The organism is Rhodopseudomonas palustris HaA2, assembly GCF_000013365.1.
Classification (GTDB): Bacteria; Pseudomonadota; Alphaproteobacteria; order Rhizobiales; family Xanthobacteraceae; genus Rhodopseudomonas; species Rhodopseudomonas palustris_J.
The window spans coordinates 3,154,263-3,171,270 of sequence record NC_007778.1; the positions used below are offsets into that span (position 1 = coordinate 3,154,263).

Here is a 17,008-nt window from a genome sequence, read left to right on the forward strand (position 1 = left end):
GAATGTCAGGCGTTGAGGACGCGACCGTAGGCGTCGAGCACGGCTTCCTTCATCATTTCCGACAGTGTCGGATGCGGGAAGATGGTGTGCATCAGTTCTTCCTCGGTGGTCTCGAGGTTCATCGCCACCACATAGCCCTGGATCAGCTCGGTGACCTCCGCGCCGATCATATGCGCGCCAAGCAACTGGCCGGTCTTCTTGTCGAAGATCACCTTGACCAGGCCCTGGTCCTCGCCCAGCGCGATCGCCTTGCCGTTGGCGGTGAACGGGAAGCGGCCGATGCGGACCTCCCGCCCCTGCTCCTTCGCCTTGGCCTCGGTGACGCCGACGGACGCAATCTGCGGATGGCAGTAGGTGCAACCGGGAATCAGGCTCTTGTCGAGCGGATGCGGATGCAGGCCCTTGATCGCCTCGACGCAGACCACGCCCTCGTGCTCGGCCTTGTGCGCCAGCATCGGCGGACCGGCGACGTCGCCGATCGCATAGATGCCGGGGACGCTGGTTTGGCCCAGGCCGTCTGTGACGATGGTGCCACGGTCGAGTTTCACGCCGAGCTTCTCCAGTCCGAGATTCTCGACATTGCCGACCACGCCGACCGCCGAGATCACCCGGTCGAATTCCTGCGTCTCGGCCTTGCCGGTGCCGGGATCGATGGTGGCGACGACGCTGTCCGCCTTCTTGTCGAGCTTGGTCACCTTGGCCCCGGTTAGGATCTTGATGCCCTGCTTTTCGAACCGCTTGCGGGCGAGGCCGGCGATCTCCGCGTCCTCGACGGGCAGAATCTGCGGCAGCACCTCGACCACGGTGACCTCGGCGCCCATGGTGTGGAAGAACGACGCGAATTCGATGCCGATCGCGCCGGAGCCCACCACCAGCAGAGACTTCGGCATGGTCTCCGGCACCATCGCCTCGAAATAGGTCCAGACCAGCTTCCTGTCCGGCTCCAGCCCCGGCAGCACGCGCGGCCGCGCGCCGGTGGCAACGATGATGTGCTTGGCCTGATAGCTGCCCTGCCCCAGCGCGCCCTTCGGCGCCTCGGTCTTCGACGCCGCGACGGTGAGCTTGCCCGGCGCGTCGACCGTCGCCGCGCCCCAGATGATCGAGATCTTGTTCTTCTTCATGAGGAAGCCGACGCCGTCGTTGAGCCGCTTCGACACCCCGCGCGAACGCGCCACCACCGCCTTCGGATCGTAGCTGATGTTGTCAGCCGACAGCCCGTAATCCTTGGCGTGTTGCATCAGGTGGTAGACCTCGGCCGAACGCAGCAGCGCCTTGGTCGGGATGCAGCCCCAGTTGAGACAGATGCCACCGAGATAGGATTTCTCGACGATCGCGGTCTTGAAGCCGAGCTGCGCCGCCCGGATCGCCGCGACATAACCGCCGGGGCCGGAGCCGATGATGATGACGTCGAAGGAGGTGTCGGTCATGGGATCCCCGGATCAGTTCATAGGGTCGAACGCGGCGCGCGAGGGCTCAGACGTATTGCGCAATGCCGTTGCCGAACGACCAGTTCTCTTTGGCGACTTCGATCAGATTGATGAACACGTCTTCGCCGCGCACGCCCGGCTCACGCGCCAGCAACTCGGCGATCCTTGCATACAGCGCCTGCTTCTGCGCGACATTACGGGTGTTGCTGACCGTGATCTGGATGATCACCAGATCGTCGGACCGGGCGATGTCCATGTAGGTCTTGCTGAACTGGAAATCCGCCGCGCCATGTTCCGAGACGACGACGAAGCGGTCTTCTTCAGGAACGTTGAAGGTGTCGCGCAGCGCCTGATACACGCCCTCGCCGACCGCCTGCCGGTAGGCCTCGCTTTTGCCGGCGCGCAGCGAAATCCGGACTAGCGGCATGTCACACCATCATCATCACGGGATTTTCGATCAGCGTCTTGAACGCGCCGATCAGTTCGGCGCCGAGCGCGCCGTCGACGGCGCGGTGATCGCAGCTCAGCGTCACGCTCATCATCGTGGCGATCTCGATCTGGCCGTTACAAACGATCGGGCGCTGCTCGCCGGTGCCGACGGCGAGGATGGTGGCGTGCGGCGGGTTGATCACTGCCGTGAAGTCCTTGATGCCGTACATGCCGAGGTTGGACACCGCGGTGGTGCCGCCCTGATACTCTTCGGGCTTCAGCTTGCGCGCCCGAGCACGTGCGGCGAAATCCTTCATCTGCGCGGAGATATATGACAGCGACGCCGTCTCGGCGCTGCGGATGATCGGGGTGATCAGTCCGCCCGGCATCGCGACGGCGACGCCAATGTCGGAATGCTTGTGCTTGAGCATTCCGGCTTCCGTCCACGACACGTTGGCGTCCGGGATACGCTGCAGCGCGATCGCCATCGCCTTGATGACGAAATCGTTGACCGACAGCTTGTAGGCCGGCTTGCCGTCCTTGTCTTTCGGGGCGGCGGCGTTGATGTCCTCGCGCGCGGCCATCAGCCGGTCGAGATTGCAGTCGATCGTCAGATAGAAATGCGGGATGGTCTGGGTCGATTGCGTCAGCCGCTGCGCAATCGTCCGGCGCATGCCGTCATGCGCCACCACCTCGTAGCTGCCTTCCGGATATAGCGCGCGGATCTGCTGGTCGGACATCGACGGCGCGACGCTGGGCGCTGCGGACGAAGCCGGAGCCGCTGCCGGCGCCTTGAGGCCGCCGCCGGCCTTGGCTTTTTCAATGTCGCGGGCGATGACGCGGCCGTGCGGCCCGCTGCCTTCGACGCGGGCCAGATCGATCCCGGAATCCTTGGCGAGCCGTCGCGCCAGCGGCGACGAGAAGACGCGCGCGCCGTTGGTGTGAGCGGCCTCGGGCGAAGCAGCGCGCGGCGCCCCGTCCTTGGCGGCTGGCGTGGTGGCCTTCTCGGGTTTGGCTTCCGCGAGATTCGCTTTGGGGGCCTCGGCTTTGGGGGCCTCTGCCTTCGGCGCTTCCGCCTTCCCAGCGCCTGCCCCGGCCGTCGCAACGTCCTCGCCGTCGCCGGCCAGCACCGCGATCACGGCGTTGACCGCAACGTCCTGGGTGCCTTCCGGCACCAGGATCTTCGCCAGCGTGCCCTCGTCGGCGGCCTCGACTTCCATCGTCGCCTTGTCGGTCTCGATTTCGGCGATGACATCGCCGCTCTTGACCTTGTCGCCCTCCTTCTTCAGCCACTTCGCAAGGTTGCCCTTCTCCATGGTCGGGGACAGCGCGGGCATCAGAATGTTGATCGGCATGGCGTGAATACCTTACTGCGGCCGTTCGGTGGTGCTGCCCAGATCCGACGGGCGCGCGATCTCGGCCTCGAACATCTCGACGATGCGGCCCAGCGCCTCGTCCTCGGTGTAGTTGCTCTCGCGCGCATAGGCGCGCGCGGCGTGGCGGGCGATGTCGACCAGCAGCAGCCCCCACATGTCGGGCTCCTCGAAGGCGCGCATGAACGCGATCGACAGCCCGCCGTCGAGCACGAAAGCGCGCAGCACCTCGGTGGCGTCCTCGCGGCCGACCACGTCGGGCGGCAGCGGCTGTTGCTTCGGGCCGGTCATGGCCTCACCGATAGCAGACGGCTTTGGCCGCCTCGACGACTTCGGCGACGCTCGGCAGCGCCAGCTTCTCGAGATTGGCTGCGTAAGGCATCGGCACGTCCTTGCCCGACACGCGCTTGACCGGCGCATCCAGATAATCGAACGCGTGCTCCATAATCCGCGCAGCGAGTTCGGCGCCGACGCCGTTCTGCTGCCAGCCCTCCTCGACCGCCACCGCGCGGCCGGTCTTCTTCACCGAGGCGATGATCGTCTCGGTGTCGAGCGGCCGCAGCGTGCGCAGGTCGATCACTTCGGCGTCGATGCCGTCTTTGGCCAGTTCCTCGGCCGCCTTCAGCGCGTAGGTCATGCCGTGCGACCACGAGATCAGCGTGACGTGCTCGCCCGCGCGCGCGATGCGCGCCTTGCCGATCGGAATGACGAAATCGTCGAGCTTCGGCACTTCGCCGGACTGCCCGTACATCATCTCGTGTTCGAGGAAGATCACCGGGTTGGGATCGCGGATCGCTGCCTTGAGCAGGCCCTTGTAGTCGGCGGCGGTCGACGGCGCGACCACCTTGAGGCCGGGAATCTGCGCGTACCAGGCCGAGTAGTCTTGGCTGTGCTGCGCGGCGACGCGCGAGGCCGCGCCGTTGGGGCCGCGGAAGACGATCGAGCAGCCGAGTTGCCCGCCGGACATGTACAGCGTCTTGGCGGCGGAATTGATGATCTGGTCGATCGCCTGCATGGCGAAGTTGAAGGTCATGAATTCGACAATCGGCTTCAGCCCGGTCATCGCCGCGCCGACGCCGACGCCGGCGAAGCCGTGCTCGGTGATCGGGGTGTCGATCACGCGGCGCGCGCCGAACTCCTGCAGCAGCCCCTGCGTCACCTTGTAGGCGCCCTGATACTCGGCGACTTCCTCGCCCATCACGAACACGTCGGGATCGCGACGCATCTCCTCGGCCATCGCGTCACGCAGCGCTTCGCGGATGGTCTGCGTCACCATTTCGGTGCCGGCGGGAATGTCTGGATCTGCGGCAGCCGAGACAGCGGGCGCTTCCGGAGCACTCTGCGCAGGCGCTGACTTCGGTTCAGCGGCTTCCGATGCTGCGGCCGGCGGTGCAGACTGCGAGCTCTTGTTCTGCGCGGCAGGATCGGGTGCCTTGTCGGCATCGGCGGCGCTTTCGCCGTCGCCGAGGATAGTGGCGATCGGGGTGTTGACCGCGACGTCGTTGGTGCCTTCGGGGATCAGGATCTTGCCGAGCGTGCCGTCATCGGCGGCTTCGACTTCCATCGTCGCCTTGTCGGTCTCGATCTCCGCGATCACGTCGCCGCTCTTGACCTTGTCGCCTTCCTTCTTGAGCCATTTCGAAAGGTTGCCCTTCTCCATGGTCGGCGACAGCGCGGGCATCAGAACTTGAGTTGGCATTTGGGCTCCGCAGTCATTCAATCATGCGCGCGATCGCCGCGCGACAGCGGCACAGGCGCATTCGCGCGATCGGCGTCAGCGACGGACATCATCAGCGATACACATCGGTGTAGAGTTCGGCGGGATCTGGCTCGGGATCGTTCTGCGCGAAATCGGCCGCCTCGTTGACGATCTTGCGGATCTCGGCGTCGATCTTCTTCAGATCGTCCTCGGTCATGTCCTGCCCGAGCAGACGCTGCCGCACCTGCTCGATCGGGTCCTGATCGTTGCGGATCTTGTCGACCTCCTCGCGGGTCCGGTACTTCGCCGGGTCCGACATCGAGTGGCCACGATAGCGATAGGTCTGCATCTCCAGGATGTAGGGGCCGTTGCCGGCGCGGCAATGCGCCACCGCCTTGTCGCCCGCGGCCTTGACCGCGCGGACGTCCATGCCGTCGACCTGCTCGCCGGGAATGTTGAACGAGATGCCGCGCTTGGAGAAGTCGGTCTGCGCCGACGAACGCGTCACCGACGTGCCCATCGCGTAGCGGTTGTTCTCGATGACGTAGACCACGGGGAGCTTCCACAGCTCCGCCATGTTGAAGCTCTCGTAGACCTGCCCCTGATTGGAGGCGCCGTCGCCGAAATAGGCCAGGCAGACGCTGCCATTGTCGCGATAGCGGTTGGCGAAGGCGATGCCGGTGCCGAGCGAGACCTGCGCGCCGACGATGCCGTGGCCGCCGTAGAAGTGCTTCTCCATGCTGAACATATGCATGGAGCCGCCCTTGCCCTTGGAGTAGCCCCCGCGGCGGCCGGTCAGCTCGGCCATCACGCCCTTGGCGTCCATGTCGCAGGCGAGCATGTGGCCGTGGTCGCGATAGCCAGTGATGACCTGATCGCCCTCGCGCAGCGCCATCTGCATGCCGACGACGACGGCTTCCTGGCCGATATAGAGATGGCAGAATCCGCCGATCGCACCCATGCCGTAGAGCTGGCCGGCTTTCTCTTCGAAGCGGCGGATCAGCAGCATGTCGCGAAACGCGCGCAGCTCCTGTTCCTTCGAGAAATCCGGGACCCGCGGCTTGTTCGGTGCAGGGTCCTTGTCCTGCCCCGCCTCTTTCGCGGCGCTCTTCTTGGGTGCGGCCATGGCGATTCCGATGAGAGAGAAGATCAGCCTCTCTACCGTAACTTATTCAGTCGTGAAAGGAGCCGCGCGCCGCAACACGCAATTCAGTTTGCCGCACTGCAACGAAGCGTAATTTTCGACATCGTTTGTGTGGGTTTTTGGAATATGCGGATCAGCGCTGCGGATGCATCCGCACCAGATCGGCCGGATTGGCGAAGTCGAGCTGATAGCGCACACGCTCATCGAGCATGTCCGGGTCGAGGCGATCCGACCGCAGCAGCGCCACGCGCTTTTCGCCCTCGGCACGCTCGTGTTTCAGCCGCACCAGTTCAGAGGTCAGTGCGATGATCTCCTGGTCGAGCTCCTGCTGCGCCGTGAGCCCGTAGCGCCCGGTATAGGCGTTGATCCCGAAATACGCGATCGCCGCCGCCGCGATCGCGTACAGCGCGACGCCGGCAAGGATCGATTTGAGGCGGCTCCGGGTGACCATGGATCGACCATGCGACAGCGCGGTTAATGCAGCGCTAACGCCCGCCTGCCGCCTATTTGTGCTGCTGCGCCACCCAGGCGGCGAAGGCATCGATATAGGTCTGCAGGAACTCCCGCAGCGGGGGCTTCACCAGATCACCGGCGTCGTCGAAGGCATCGCCGATGCCACCGATATAGGCTTCAGGCTGCTGCAGCACCGGCATGTTGAGGAACGTCAGGCACTGCCGCAGATGGTGGTTGGCGCCAAAGGCGCCGATCGCGCCGGGCGAATTCGACACCACGCCGGCAGGCTTCTTGTCGAACGCGCTCTTGCCATAGGGCCGTGAGCCGACGTCGATCGCGTTCTTCAGCACGCCCGGGATCGAGCGGTTGTATTCCGGCGTCACGAACAGCACCGCGTCCGACGCCTTGATCTTGTCGCGGAACGTGATCCAGTCGGCAGGTGCGCTGGCCTCCAGATCCTGATTGTAGAACGACAGATCCTGCAGCGTCACGATATCGAGCTTCAGGGTGTCGGGCGCAAGCTTGGCCAGCGCCTGGCCGAGGCGGAGCGAAAAGCCATTGCTGCGCAGGCTGCCGACAACGACAGCGACGCGATAGGGAGCGGCCATAGGCAAAAATCCTGAGAGGTTCGGGGAAGGAGCGGTCAGGTCGAGATGACCCTAGCGCGCCAGCGGTGCCGTCGGCATCACACGACACCGTGCGCGCGCCGTGCTGACGAAATTTTGATCTACTCTGCAGCGTCGGCGCGATCGACCAAAACCTCGGCGTTGTGAGCGCCGAGCTTCGGCGTGTTCTGCACGGGGTGTGGACGCTCGCCGTCGAACATGATCGGCAGTCCAGCCACCTTGAGTCTGCTTCCAGGCATTGTCCGCAGCATGTCGGCGGACGCGAGCTGTTCGGTGGCGGCGAGCTCCGGAATATCGTTGACCGGGCTCACCGGCACGCCGGCGCGTTTCAGCGCACTCAGCCATTCGGCCGCGCTGCGTGTCGTCAGCACCGGCTGCATCAGCGCAATCAGTTCGACCCGATGCGCACTGCGATCTTGAACCCGGGCGAAGCGTTCATCGGTGATCCATTCCGGATGGCCGAGCACTTCCGCACATTTCGCGAACAGCCGGTCATTGCCGGCGGCAATGACGATCGGCCGGTCGGCGGTCTCGAACACCTGGTACGGCGCCAGCGTCGCGCTCGCTGTGCCGTGACGCGTCGGCGCCTCGCCGTCGAGCAGGAAATTGTTGAGCTGGATATCGACCCAAGCAACCGCGGTATCGAACAGCGAGGTGTCGACCACGCCGCCCTTGCCGGTGACATGGCGCTGCTGCAGTGCCGCGAGCGCGCCGATGACGCACCATTGCGCGGTGGCCCGATCGTTGATCGCGGGGGCACAGAACGTTGGGGGATCACCCTCCGATCCGGTCAGCGACATCACTCCGCCATAGGCCTGGAGCAACGGATCGAAGCCCGGCTCGCGGCTCAATGGTCCGGTCTTGCCGAACGCCCACACCGAGCAATAGATCAGCCGCGGATTGATCGCACACATCACGTCCGGCCCGATGCCGCAATCCGCGACCACGCCCGAGCGCAGATTCTGGATCAGGATGTCGGCATCCTTCACCAGATCCTTCAACTTGGCGACGTCGTCCGGATTCTTGATGTCGAGCGTCACTGAGCGCTTGTTGCGGTTGAAGGTGTGAAACAGCAGCGAATCGCCGTCGATGAAGGGCGGGCCCCAGTGCCGGGCGTCGTCGCCGCCGTCATGCTTCTCGATCTTGATCACGTCGGCCCCCATGTCACCGAGGATCATGCCGGCCATCGGCCCTGCGATCGCCTGCGCGATCTCGATCACCTTCAGGCCGGCGAGCGGTCCACCCATCTGCTGCTCCGTTTCGATAGACATGCCGGGGTTGGCGCGGCACTGTTTCCGTGCCGAGACGCAAATTGCAAGTCCATCTCAACAGTGGGACCCTGCCATGACGATCAGCGCCGAATTCCTCATCACCTCGTTGATCGTGGTGGCCTCGCCCGGCACGGGCGCGCTGTACACGATCGCGGCCGGGCTTTCGCGCGGATCGCGGGCCAGCCTGATCGCCGCCTTCGGCTCGACGCTCGGGATCGTCCCGCACATGGCGGCGGCGATCGTGGGGCTCGCCGCCCTGCTCCACACCAGCGCGGTGGCGTTCCAGACCTTCAAATATCTCGGCGTGGCCTATCTGCTCTACATGGCGTGGAAGACGCTCGGCGAGCGCGGCCCGCTGAGTGTCGAGGCGGAGGTCGGGGCGCGCTCGGCGCTGCAGATGACCGTGACCGGCGTGCTGATCAACATCCTCAATCCGAAGTTGTCGATCTTCTTCCTCGCCTTCCTGCCGCAGTTCGTCTCGGCCGACGACGCACATCCGCTCGGCCGCATGGTCGAACTGAGTGCCATCTTCATGCTGATGACATTCGTCGTATTCGCGATCTACGGCCTGTTCGCTTCTTGGCTGCGCGACCACGTCGTGACGCGGCCTAAAGTGCTGACCTGGATGCGCCGCAGCTTCGCGGCCGCCTTCGTCGCCCTCGGCGCCAAGCTGGCGACCGCGGAGCGCTGAGGCGTCAGGTCCGCGCGCGGATTTCGTTGAGCAGGAAGTTGCCGATACGCTTGCCGCGATTGCGCAGCACCTTAACGACGCCCTGATCGACGAAATAGGTCAGCAGAATGCTGTCGCGGGTCTCCACCCGGTCGTGCACCGGGTCCGCGGAGTGCCAGGTGTGTTTGTCCACTGCGAACGCATAGCCGGAATTCGGCGCAAATTTCATCTGTCGCGCCTTCGGCATCGAGCCGTCGGGCAGCACATCGTGGAAGATGGTGCCGATATCGGTATTGGCCTCGTCGCGCGGCAGATAGAGCTGCACGGTGATGCCCTTCCAGTGCGTGTCGGTGTGCGGCGTGATCTTGTAGCCGGGAATATCGCGGGTCAGGATCGGGATCGGAAACATCCCGACATCATGAAATTCTGGGCCGAACCGCTTTTCCAGCGCAGGAGCGAGCTTGCGGCGGAAAGCGTTCTTGACCGGCTCCGAGCACAAGGCATTGCCGACGACTTGCCAGACCCCGCGTTGTTCCGGCGGCAGGTGCCGGATGTATTCCGGAAACAGGTCGATCTTCACCCGCGTGTGGGTGCCGTCGGCGAGATCATTGCCCTTGCTGCGGCCGTGCATCGGCCGATAATCGTTGCTTCGCGGCAGGGCCGCGAGCATCGCCGCGTAAATCACCGCGGGAAAGATCCCCACGAATTCGAGATGGTAGAACGGCTCCATCACCACGGCGGCCGATTCGACTGCCTCGACGATGTGTTTGATCAAAGCCGAGGTCGCCTCCGTCAGATCCGACGGACGCCGTTCAGTCATCTGGTCCATGATCATGTCCTGCTTTGCCCGCGCCGGCTGAGACTAACTCTCAATCTCAGCCCCATCCAGCATGATTTGCAGCCGATCGCGGCGATTATTTGGTCGGATCGATCAGGAATTTCTCGCCGGTCGCGCGCTTGTTGTAGACCGCGATGGCGTCGAGCGTCAGCGCCTCCTTCAGCGACACCACGCGGGTGTAATGGCTGGCGAAGGTGGTCTTGATCTCGGCGGCGACGCGGGCACGCAGGCGCGCCGCATCTGCCGCGCCGATCTTCTGCAGGAACGGGAACAGCAGCCAGCCTCCGACCGCCCAGATCATCCCGAAATTGCGGACGATCTCGGTCGGCCGCGTATCCAGCCCGCCGTAGATATAAACCTGCTTCAGCACATTGGAGCCGTAGCGGCTGTAGGGCCCGCTCGACGTCTTGGCGATCGCCGCTTCCATGCAGGTGAGGATCTGCCCGGCCAGTCGGCCTCCGCCGATCGCGTCGAACGCGACGGTCGCGCCGGTCTCCGCCAGTGCGTCGGTGAGTTCGGCCATGAAAGTCGACGACGACGAGTCGACCACGTATTTGGCGCCGATGTCGCGTAGCAGCTTGGCCTGCGCCTCGCTGCGCACGATATTGACCAGATCGATTCCGTCCTGGAGGCAGATGCGGTTGAGCATCTGGCCGAGATTCGACGCCGCGGCGGTATGCACCAGAGCCTTGTGACCTTCCCGCTTCATCGTCTCGACCATGCCGAGCGCGGTCAGCGGATTGACGAAACAGGACGCGCCTTCGGCGGCAGTGGTCCCTTCGGCCAGTTGCAGGCAGTCGGCCGCCTTGATGACGCGATACTGCGCGTACATCGCGCCGCCGATCATCGCCACGGTCTTGCCGAGCAGTGCCTGCGCCGAATCCGATCTGCCGGCCTTGATCACCGTCCCGGCGCCTTCATTGCCGACCGGCATCGACTCGTCGAGCCGTCCGGCCATTGCCTTCATCGCCGCGTCCGGCACCTTGGCGGTGATTACAGGCGCATCCGGCGTTCCGGACGCCTCGGCAGTGGACATGTCGGCGGCGCCGAACAGCAGGCCGAGGTCGGAGGGATTGATCGGCGTCGCCGCGATCCGGACCACGACCTCATCGTCGCCGGGCTCCGGGATGTCGACCGGCACCAGCGAGACTTCGAGATCGCCGCTCGCTTTGATCAGCGAGCGCAGTTGCAGTCCGGTGGTGGCCTCGGTCACGCGTCTTCTCCCTGCTTTTTGTCAGCGCGGCGGCACCTTGGAGCAGTCGCGCGCGGGGTTCAAGACCGCGTTGATAACCTATCCGTCATTGCGAGGAGCGAAGCGAGGAAGCAATCCAGTTCTGACATCCAGCCTAAGGATGGATCGCTTCGCGGAGCCGGTCATCGGGCGGCGCTTCGCGCCGCCCCGTTGGCTCGCAATGGCGGAGTTCGCGCTCAGCGAAACGCCTTGAGCGCCGCCTTGCCGGCGAAATGCGCCTGGGTGCCGAGCTCCTGCTCGATGCGCAGCAGCTGGTTGTACTTCGAGGTGCGGTCGGCGCGCGCCAGCGAGCCGGTCTTGATCTGCCCGCAATTGGTGGCGACCGCGAGATCGGCAATCGTCGAGTCCTCGGTCTCGCCCGAGCGATGCGACATCACTGCGGTGTAGCCGGCCTTGTGCGCCATCTCGACTGCGGCGAGCGTTTCGGTCAGCGTGCCGATCTGGTTGACCTTGATCAGGATCGAGTTGGCGTAGCCGTTCTTGATGCCGTCATACAGCCGCGTGACGTTGGTGACGAACAGGTCGTCGCCGACCAGCTGGCACTTGTCGCCGATCAGGCCGGTGATCGCCTTCCAACCTTCGATGTCGTCTTCGGCCATACCGTCCTCGATCGACACGATCGGATAGCGCGCCACGAGATCGGCCAGATACTTCGCCTGCTCCTGCGGGCCGAGGCTCCTGCCTTCCGCTTCATAGACGTATTTGCCGTTCTTGAAGAACTCGGTCGACGCCGGATCGAGCGCGATCATCACGTCTTCGCCGGCCTTGTAGCCGGCCTTGCCGATCGCCGAGACCACGAAATCCAGAGCGGCATCGGCCGACGGCAGGTTCGGCGCGAAGCCGCCCTCGTCGCCGACATTGGTGTTGTGGCCGGCCTTCTTCAGTTCGCCCTTCAGCGTGTGAAAGATTTCCGAACCGCAGCGCAGCGCTTCGCTGAAGCTCGCGGCACCGGCCGGCATGATCATGAATTCCTGGAAATCGATCGGATTGTCGGCATGAGCGCCACCGTTGATGATGTTCATCATCGGCACCGGCAGCGTCCGCGCCGAGGTGCCGCCGACATAGCGATAAAGCGGCAGGTCGTAGGACGACGCCGCCGCCTTGGCGACGGCGAGCGAGACGCCGAGGATGGCGTTGGCGCCGAGTCGGCTCTTGTTCGGGGTGCCGTCGAGCTCGATCATGGTCTGGTCGATCTGGACCTGCGCTTCCGCATCCATGCCGCCGAGCGCGTCGAACAATTCGCCATTGACCGCCTCGACCGCCTTCAGCACGCCCTTGCCGAGATAGCGGCTTTTGTCGCCGTCGCGCAGCTCGACCGCCTCGTGGGCGCCGGTGGAGGCCCCGGACGGCACCGCCGCGCGGCCGACCGAGCCGTCCTCCAGCACGACATCGACCTCGACGGTCGGGTTGCCGCGGCTGTCGAGAATTTCGCGGCCGATGATGTCGACGATGGCGGTCATGGGAGCCTCACTGCGGATTTCTACGGGACAAGGATTGCGCCGCTTCTACAGCATGGCTTCGGGGCGGAAAAGGCCGTCGCGGAGATGACGGGCGGGTGACGAAAGGCTAAGACGGCGGCAACGGAGACCCCCATGTCCAGATCGCCCCGCAAAACCTCCAAATCAGCCGGCCTGCAACTCGGCCGCGCCGTCGCCTGGCCGGCCACGCCCGACGCCGCCCAGATCGACCGCGTCCCCAATCCGCAGGCCGGCACCGATTATCTGGTGCGCTTCACCGCGCCGGAATTCACCTCGCTGTGTCCGGTCACCGGCCAGCCGGACTTCGCCCATCTGGTGATCGACTACGCGCCGGGCGCCTGGCTGGTGGAATCGAAATCGCTGAAGCTGTATCTCGCCAGCTTCCGCAATCACGGCGGCTTCCACGAGGACTGCACGGTGTCGATCGGCAAGCGGATCGCTGCCGAGATCAAGCCGAAATGGCTGCGCATCGGCGGCTATTGGTATCCGCGCGGAGGAATTCCGATCGATGTGTTCTGGCAGACCGGGAAACTGCCGAAAAACGTCTGGGTGCCGGATCAGGGCGTCGCAACCTATCGCGGGCGTGGATAATCGCGCGGCCGCACATCTTCGCAGTTGCGAGCAAAGGGAACTTCACGACGTCGGGAACGTTGACTTGGAACTTTCTCGACTCTTGGAGCGTCCCATTGAATCGTCGGCAGGTTCTCACTGGTCTTGCAGCGATTCCGCTGTTGCAGTCCCAGGCCCGCTCGTCGTTCGCGCAGGCCGCGGATAAATCCCAACCCTTCGATCCCTCGGTGGTGCGCCAGTTGGCGCGCGAGCTCGCGGGCAAGCCGTATCAGACGCCCGACAGCAAGCTGCCATCACCGCTCGCTAACCTCAACTACGACGCCTACCGCGAAATCCGCTTCAATCCGGAGCGTGCGCTGTGGCGCAGCGATCACCTGCCGTTTCAGGTGCAGTTCTTCCATCGCGGCTTTCTCTACAACAACCGCATCAACATCTACGAAGTGACAGGTGGTCAGGCGAAGCCTGTCCCATATCGCGCCGGCGACTTCTCGTTCGGTGACACGCCGCCGCCATCGCCGGACGCCGATCTCGGCTTCGGCGGTTTCCGGATTCACGCCCCGATTAACAAGCCGGACTACTACGACGAGCTCTGCGTCTTCCTCGGCGCATCGTATTTTCGTGCGGTGGCGAAAGGCGAGCAGTACGGCCTGTCCGCGCGCGGACTGACGGTCGACACTGGGCAGAGCGGCGGCGAGGAGTTTCCGCTTTTCAAGGCGTTCTGGCTGGAGCGGCCATCTCCCGACGCTTCGTCGATGGTGGTGCACGCCCTACTCGACAGCAAGAGCGTCGCCGGCGCCTATCGGTTCACTATACGTCCGGGCGACACCACGGTGTTCGACGTCGAAGCTGCGGTCTATCCGCGCGTCGATCTGCAGCATGCCGGCCTCGCGCCGATGACCAGCATGTTCTTCTTCGGACCGAACGACCCCGCCGATGCGGCGGATTTTAGACCCGCGGTGCACGATTCCGAGGGGCTGGGAATCTTCAACGGCCGCGGCGAGCAATTGTGGCGCCCGCTGTGCAATCCGCGCGACCTGCAGATCAGTTCGTTCGCCGACCAGAACCCGCGCGGCTTCGGCCTGATGCAGCGGGAGCGAAAATTCGAGGCCTATCAGGATTTGGAGTCGCGCTTCGAAATGCGGCCGAGCTTGTGGGCCGAGCCGATCGGCGACTGGGGCGAAGGCGTGGTGAAGCTGGTCGAGATTCCGACCAAGGAAGAAGTCCACGACAACATCGCTTCGTTCTGGGAGCCGAAGGGGCCGCTCAAGGCCAAGGGCGAGCACATCTACACCTACCGCCTGCATTGGGGGCCGGACACGCCGAAGCCGTCCGCGCTGGCCCGCTTCACCCGCACCGGCGTCAGTGCGCGCGCCGACAACGACCGGCTGTTCGTGCTCGATATCACCGGCGACAAGCTGAGGGGCCTCGATCCCGGAGCGGTTCGAGGCCAAGTCACGACCAACAAGGGGGAGATCCGCAACGTGGTCAGCCTGCCGAACCCGCTGACTGACGGCTGGCGGCTCAGCTTCAACCTGATCACCGATCAGCCGCCGATCGAGCTCCGCGCTATCCTGATGGCGGGCGACACCGCGCTATCCGAAGTCTGGGTCTATCGATGGGTCCCGTAGCCCGGCCGATGGGCGCGGCCGAGGCCGAGATCGTGCTGGGGCTGCCAGATCCCCTCCCTGCAGACGCCCCGCTGGCGATGCCCGTGCAATCCTTCACCGAGGCTCCCGAGCCCGTGCATCTGCCGTCGGCCAGCTCCGGCCGATGGCGTCGGTCGCTGATCATGCTGGCCACGGCGCTGCTGACCTATGCGGGCGTCGACGAGATGTATGAGGTCCTCAAGGTCGGCGGCGTCACCATCATCGAAGGCATCGTGCTGGCGCTGTTCGCCGTACTGTTCGCGTGGGTGGCGCTGTCGTTCGTCTCCGGGCTCGCCGGCTTTGCCGCGCTGCTCCGCGGCTGGCGCGACAACCTCGATCTCGACACCGATGGCCCGCTACCTGCGGTGAGCGCCAAAGTCGCAATGCTGCTGCCGACCTACAACGAAGACCCGCAAACCGTCCTCGCCCGCCTGCAGGCGACCCGCGAGTCGACCGACGCAACCGGCAGCGGCGCTCAGTTCGACTGGTATATCCTCAGCGATACGACCGATCCCGCCGTCTGGGCGCTCGAAGAAAAGTGCTTTCTGGCGCTGGCGACGACCAACACCCGGCTGTTCTATCGCCACCGCCCCGACAATCACGCCCGCAAGTCCGGCAACATCGAGGATTGGGTCAAGCGGTTCGGCGGCGGCTACGACTTCATGGTCATTCTCGACGCCGACAGCGTGATGACCGGCGACGCGCTGGTGCGGCTCGCGGCAGCGATGGAGCGGCATCCCGACGTCGGGCTGATCCAGACTCTTCCGGTCGTCGTCAATGCGCGTTCGCTGTTCGCGCGGCTGCAGCAGTTCGCCGGGCGGATGTACGGCCCGATGATCGCCGCCGGCGTGGCCTGGTGGCACGGCTCGGAAAGTAATTACTGGGGCCACAACGCGATCATCCGGGTGGCGGCGTTCGCCGCCTGCACCGGCCTGCCGAACCTGTCCGGGCGCAAGCCGTTCGGCGGCAGCATTCTCAGCCACGATTTCGTTGAAGCGGCATTGTTGCGTCGCGCCGGCTGGCGCATCCACATGGTGCCGACGCTACGCGGCAGTTACGAAGAGGTGCCGCCGACGATGCTGGATTTCGCGGCGCGTGACCGGCGCTGGTGCCAGGGCAATCTGCAGCACGCCGCGATCCTGCCGGCCCACGGCCTGCATTGGGTCTCGCGTTTGCATTTCCTCACCGGGATCGGCGCCTATATCACCGCGCCGATGTGGCTGGCCTTTCTGGTCGCCGGTATCCTGATTTCGCTGCAGGCGCAGTATGTGCGACCGGAATACTTCCCGAAGGACTTCTCGTTGTTTCCGGTCTGGCCGGCGCAGGACCCGATCCGCGCGGCCTGGGTGTTCGCCGCCACGATGGGCCTGCTGATCGTGCCGAAGCTGCTCGCGCTGATCCTGGTGCTGATCCGGCGCGACACGCGGCTGGGCTTCGGCGGCGGCTTTCGCGCTTTCGCGGGCCTGATGTTCGAAACGCTGATGTCGGGCCTCACCGCACCGGTGATGATGATCTTCCAATCTACTGCGGTCGGCCAGATCGTGATGGGTCAGGATTCCGGCTGGCAGCTTCAACATCGCGGCGACGGCTCGATCCCGTTCGGCGACGTCGCCCGCCGCTACGCGTTGCCGACGCTGATCGGCATCGCCATGGCGACCAGCGCGCTGCTGGTCTCCTGGCCGCTGTTTTGGTGGATGACCCCGGTGGTCCTCGGCCTCGTGCTGGCAATCCCTGTGGCTGCGCTCACCAATCGCTCGACGTCGGCGCGGCCCGCGCTGCTGGCAACGCCGGAGGACCTCGATCCGCCGCCGATCCTCGCCCGCGTCCGCGACATCGCCGCGACGCTGCCGGCGTCCGAGGGCGAGGACGACCCGTTGGTCGCGTTCCGGCAGAACCGTCCCCTGTTCGACCTCCACATCGCCGGCCTGTCGCACCACCCGCCGCGCGCGCGCGGCCGCGTCGATCCGAACCTGGCGCTCGCCCGCGCCATGGTCGACGACGCGGACTATTTCGAGGAGATCGTGGCCTGGCTGAACAAGCCGGAAAAACGCGCGCTGATGGGTAACGCGGACCTGCTCCGCCGTGTCGTGGCGATGCCCGCATCGCCGGAACACGCCGGCGAGTCACACTGA

16 protein-coding genes are annotated in these 17,008 nt (G+C 65.0%); 4 read left to right on the top strand and 12 right to left on the bottom strand.

Annotated elements, in window-relative coordinates; translation table 11 throughout:
• Nucleotides 1-5 precede the first annotated feature (5 nt).
• The 9 genes from lpdA to RPB_RS13975 form a co-directional block, all read right to left on the bottom strand.
• Nucleotides 6-1,427, bottom strand: a complete 1,422-nt coding sequence (lpdA, locus tag RPB_RS13935) for a dihydrolipoyl dehydrogenase (protein ID WP_011441653.1) — start codon at nucleotides 1,425-1,427, stop codon at nucleotides 6-8.
• A 46-nt stretch (nucleotides 1,428-1,473) separates the two neighbouring features.
• Nucleotides 1,474-1,854, bottom strand: a complete 381-nt coding sequence (locus RPB_RS13940) for a tautomerase family protein (RefSeq protein WP_011441654.1) — start codon at nucleotides 1,852-1,854, stop codon at nucleotides 1,474-1,476.
• 1 nt (nucleotide 1,855) lies between these two features.
• A complete protein-coding gene (locus RPB_RS13945; protein ID WP_011441655.1) occupies nucleotides 1,856-3,211 on the bottom strand; it encodes a pyruvate dehydrogenase complex dihydrolipoamide acetyltransferase in 1,356 nt (451 codons plus the stop codon).
• A 12-nt stretch (nucleotides 3,212-3,223) separates the two neighbouring features.
• A complete protein-coding gene (locus tag RPB_RS13950; RefSeq protein ID WP_011441656.1) occupies nucleotides 3,224-3,520 on the bottom strand; it encodes a DUF5076 domain-containing protein in 297 nt (98 codons plus the stop codon).
• 4 nt (nucleotides 3,521-3,524) lie between these two features.
• Complete coding sequence (locus RPB_RS13955; RefSeq protein ID WP_011441657.1) at nucleotides 3,525-4,928, bottom strand: pyruvate dehydrogenase complex E1 component subunit beta; 1,404 nt, start codon at nucleotides 4,926-4,928, stop codon at nucleotides 3,525-3,527.
• Between the two features lie 91 nt (nucleotides 4,929-5,019).
• Complete coding sequence (gene pdhA, locus RPB_RS13960; protein ID WP_011441658.1) at nucleotides 5,020-6,054, bottom strand: pyruvate dehydrogenase (acetyl-transferring) E1 component subunit alpha; 1,035 nt, start codon at nucleotides 6,052-6,054, stop codon at nucleotides 5,020-5,022.
• 151 nt (nucleotides 6,055-6,205) lie between these two features.
• Nucleotides 6,206-6,523 carry an FtsB family cell division protein gene (locus tag RPB_RS13965; RefSeq protein ID WP_011441659.1) on the bottom strand — a complete coding sequence of 106 codons (318 nt, stop codon included), beginning with the start codon at nucleotides 6,521-6,523 and terminating at the stop codon, nucleotides 6,206-6,208.
• Between the two features lie 52 nt (nucleotides 6,524-6,575).
• Nucleotides 6,576-7,133: an NADPH-dependent FMN reductase gene (locus RPB_RS13970; protein WP_011441660.1), complete on the bottom strand. Its 558-nt coding sequence runs from the start codon at nucleotides 7,131-7,133 to the stop codon at nucleotides 6,576-6,578.
• A gap of 119 nt (nucleotides 7,134-7,252) precedes the next feature.
• The gene (locus RPB_RS13975; protein ID WP_011441661.1) at nucleotides 7,253-8,398 is read right to left on the bottom strand and encodes a CaiB/BaiF CoA transferase family protein; all 1,146 of its coding nucleotides are present in this window, start codon (nucleotides 8,396-8,398) and stop codon (nucleotides 7,253-7,255) included.
• A 103-nt stretch (nucleotides 8,399-8,501) separates the two neighbouring features.
• On the opposite strand from RPB_RS13975, the gene RPB_RS13980 reads away from it, so the two are divergent.
• On the top strand, nucleotides 8,502-9,113 hold the full coding sequence (locus RPB_RS13980; RefSeq protein ID WP_041798726.1) for a LysE family translocator: 612 nt from the start codon (nucleotides 8,502-8,504) through the stop codon (nucleotides 9,111-9,113).
• A 4-nt stretch (nucleotides 9,114-9,117) separates the two neighbouring features.
• Here RPB_RS13980 and RPB_RS13985 read toward each other — a convergent pair whose 3' ends face one another.
• From RPB_RS13985 to eno, 3 genes are all read right to left on the bottom strand, one after another.
• Nucleotides 9,118-9,921: a hypothetical protein gene (locus RPB_RS13985; RefSeq protein ID WP_011441663.1), complete on the bottom strand. Its 804-nt coding sequence runs from the start codon at nucleotides 9,919-9,921 to the stop codon at nucleotides 9,118-9,120.
• 85 nt (nucleotides 9,922-10,006) lie between these two features.
• A complete protein-coding gene (locus RPB_RS13990; RefSeq protein WP_011441664.1) occupies nucleotides 10,007-11,143 on the bottom strand; it encodes a zinc-binding dehydrogenase in 1,137 nt (378 codons plus the stop codon).
• A 215-nt stretch (nucleotides 11,144-11,358) separates the two neighbouring features.
• Entirely contained in the window at nucleotides 11,359-12,642 is a 1,284-nt protein-coding gene (gene eno, locus RPB_RS13995) for a phosphopyruvate hydratase (RefSeq protein ID WP_011441665.1), read from the bottom strand.
• Nucleotides 12,643-12,774: 132 nt separating this feature from the next.
• On the opposite strand from eno, the gene queF reads away from it, so the two are divergent.
• The 3 genes from queF to mdoH all read left to right on the top strand — a co-directional run bounded on the left by queF (nucleotide 12,775) and on the right by mdoH (nucleotide 17,008).
• Complete coding sequence (gene queF / locus RPB_RS14000; protein ID WP_011441666.1) at nucleotides 12,775-13,251, top strand: preQ(1) synthase; 477 nt, start codon at nucleotides 12,775-12,777, stop codon at nucleotides 13,249-13,251.
• Between the two features lie 95 nt (nucleotides 13,252-13,346).
• Nucleotides 13,347-14,858, top strand: coding sequence for a glucan biosynthesis protein G (locus RPB_RS14005; RefSeq protein ID WP_011441667.1), 1,512 nt, complete (start codon nucleotides 13,347-13,349; stop codon nucleotides 14,856-14,858).
• 8 nt (nucleotides 14,859-14,866) lie between these two features.
• Nucleotides 14,867-17,008 carry a glucans biosynthesis glucosyltransferase MdoH gene (gene mdoH / locus RPB_RS14010; RefSeq protein WP_049824691.1) on the top strand — a complete coding sequence of 714 codons (2,142 nt, stop codon included), beginning with the start codon at nucleotides 14,867-14,869 and terminating at the stop codon, nucleotides 17,006-17,008.

Bases quoted from the DNA above. Each gene is read 5' to 3' on its own strand.
- lpdA (WP_011441653.1), bottom strand. From the start codon at position 1,427: ATGACCGACACCTCCTTCGACGTCATCATCATCGGCTCCGGCCCCGGC.
- RPB_RS13940 (WP_011441654.1), bottom strand. From the start codon at position 1,854: ATGCCGCTAGTCCGGATTTCGCTGCGCGCCGGCAAAAGCGAGGCCTAC.
- RPB_RS13945 (WP_011441655.1), bottom strand. From the start codon at position 3,211: ATGCCGATCAACATTCTGATGCCCGCGCTGTCCCCGACCATGGAGAAG.
- RPB_RS13950 (WP_011441656.1), bottom strand. From the start codon at position 3,520: ATGACCGGCCCGAAGCAACAGCCGCTGCCGCCCGACGTGGTCGGCCGC.
- RPB_RS13955 (WP_011441657.1), bottom strand. From the start codon at position 4,928: ATGCCAACTCAAGTTCTGATGCCCGCGCTGTCGCCGACCATGGAGAAG.
- pdhA (WP_011441658.1), bottom strand. From the start codon at position 6,054: ATGGCCGCACCCAAGAAGAGCGCCGCGAAAGAGGCGGGGCAGGACAAG.
- RPB_RS13965 (WP_011441659.1), bottom strand. From the start codon at position 6,523: ATGGTCACCCGGAGCCGCCTCAAATCGATCCTTGCCGGCGTCGCGCTG.
- RPB_RS13970 (WP_011441660.1), bottom strand. From the start codon at position 7,133: ATGGCCGCTCCCTATCGCGTCGCTGTCGTTGTCGGCAGCCTGCGCAGC.
- RPB_RS13975 (WP_011441661.1), bottom strand. From the start codon at position 8,398: ATGGGTGGACCGCTCGCCGGCCTGAAGGTGATCGAGATCGCGCAGGCG.
- RPB_RS13985 (WP_011441663.1), bottom strand. From the start codon at position 9,921: ATGGACCAGATGACTGAACGGCGTCCGTCGGATCTGACGGAGGCGACC.
- eno (WP_011441665.1), bottom strand. From the start codon at position 12,642: ATGACCGCCATCGTCGACATCATCGGCCGCGAAATTCTCGACAGCCGC.
- queF (WP_011441666.1), top strand. From the start codon at position 12,775: ATGTCCAGATCGCCCCGCAAAACCTCCAAATCAGCCGGCCTGCAACTC.
- mdoH (WP_049824691.1), top strand. From the start codon at position 14,867: ATGGGCGCGGCCGAGGCCGAGATCGTGCTGGGGCTGCCAGATCCCCTC.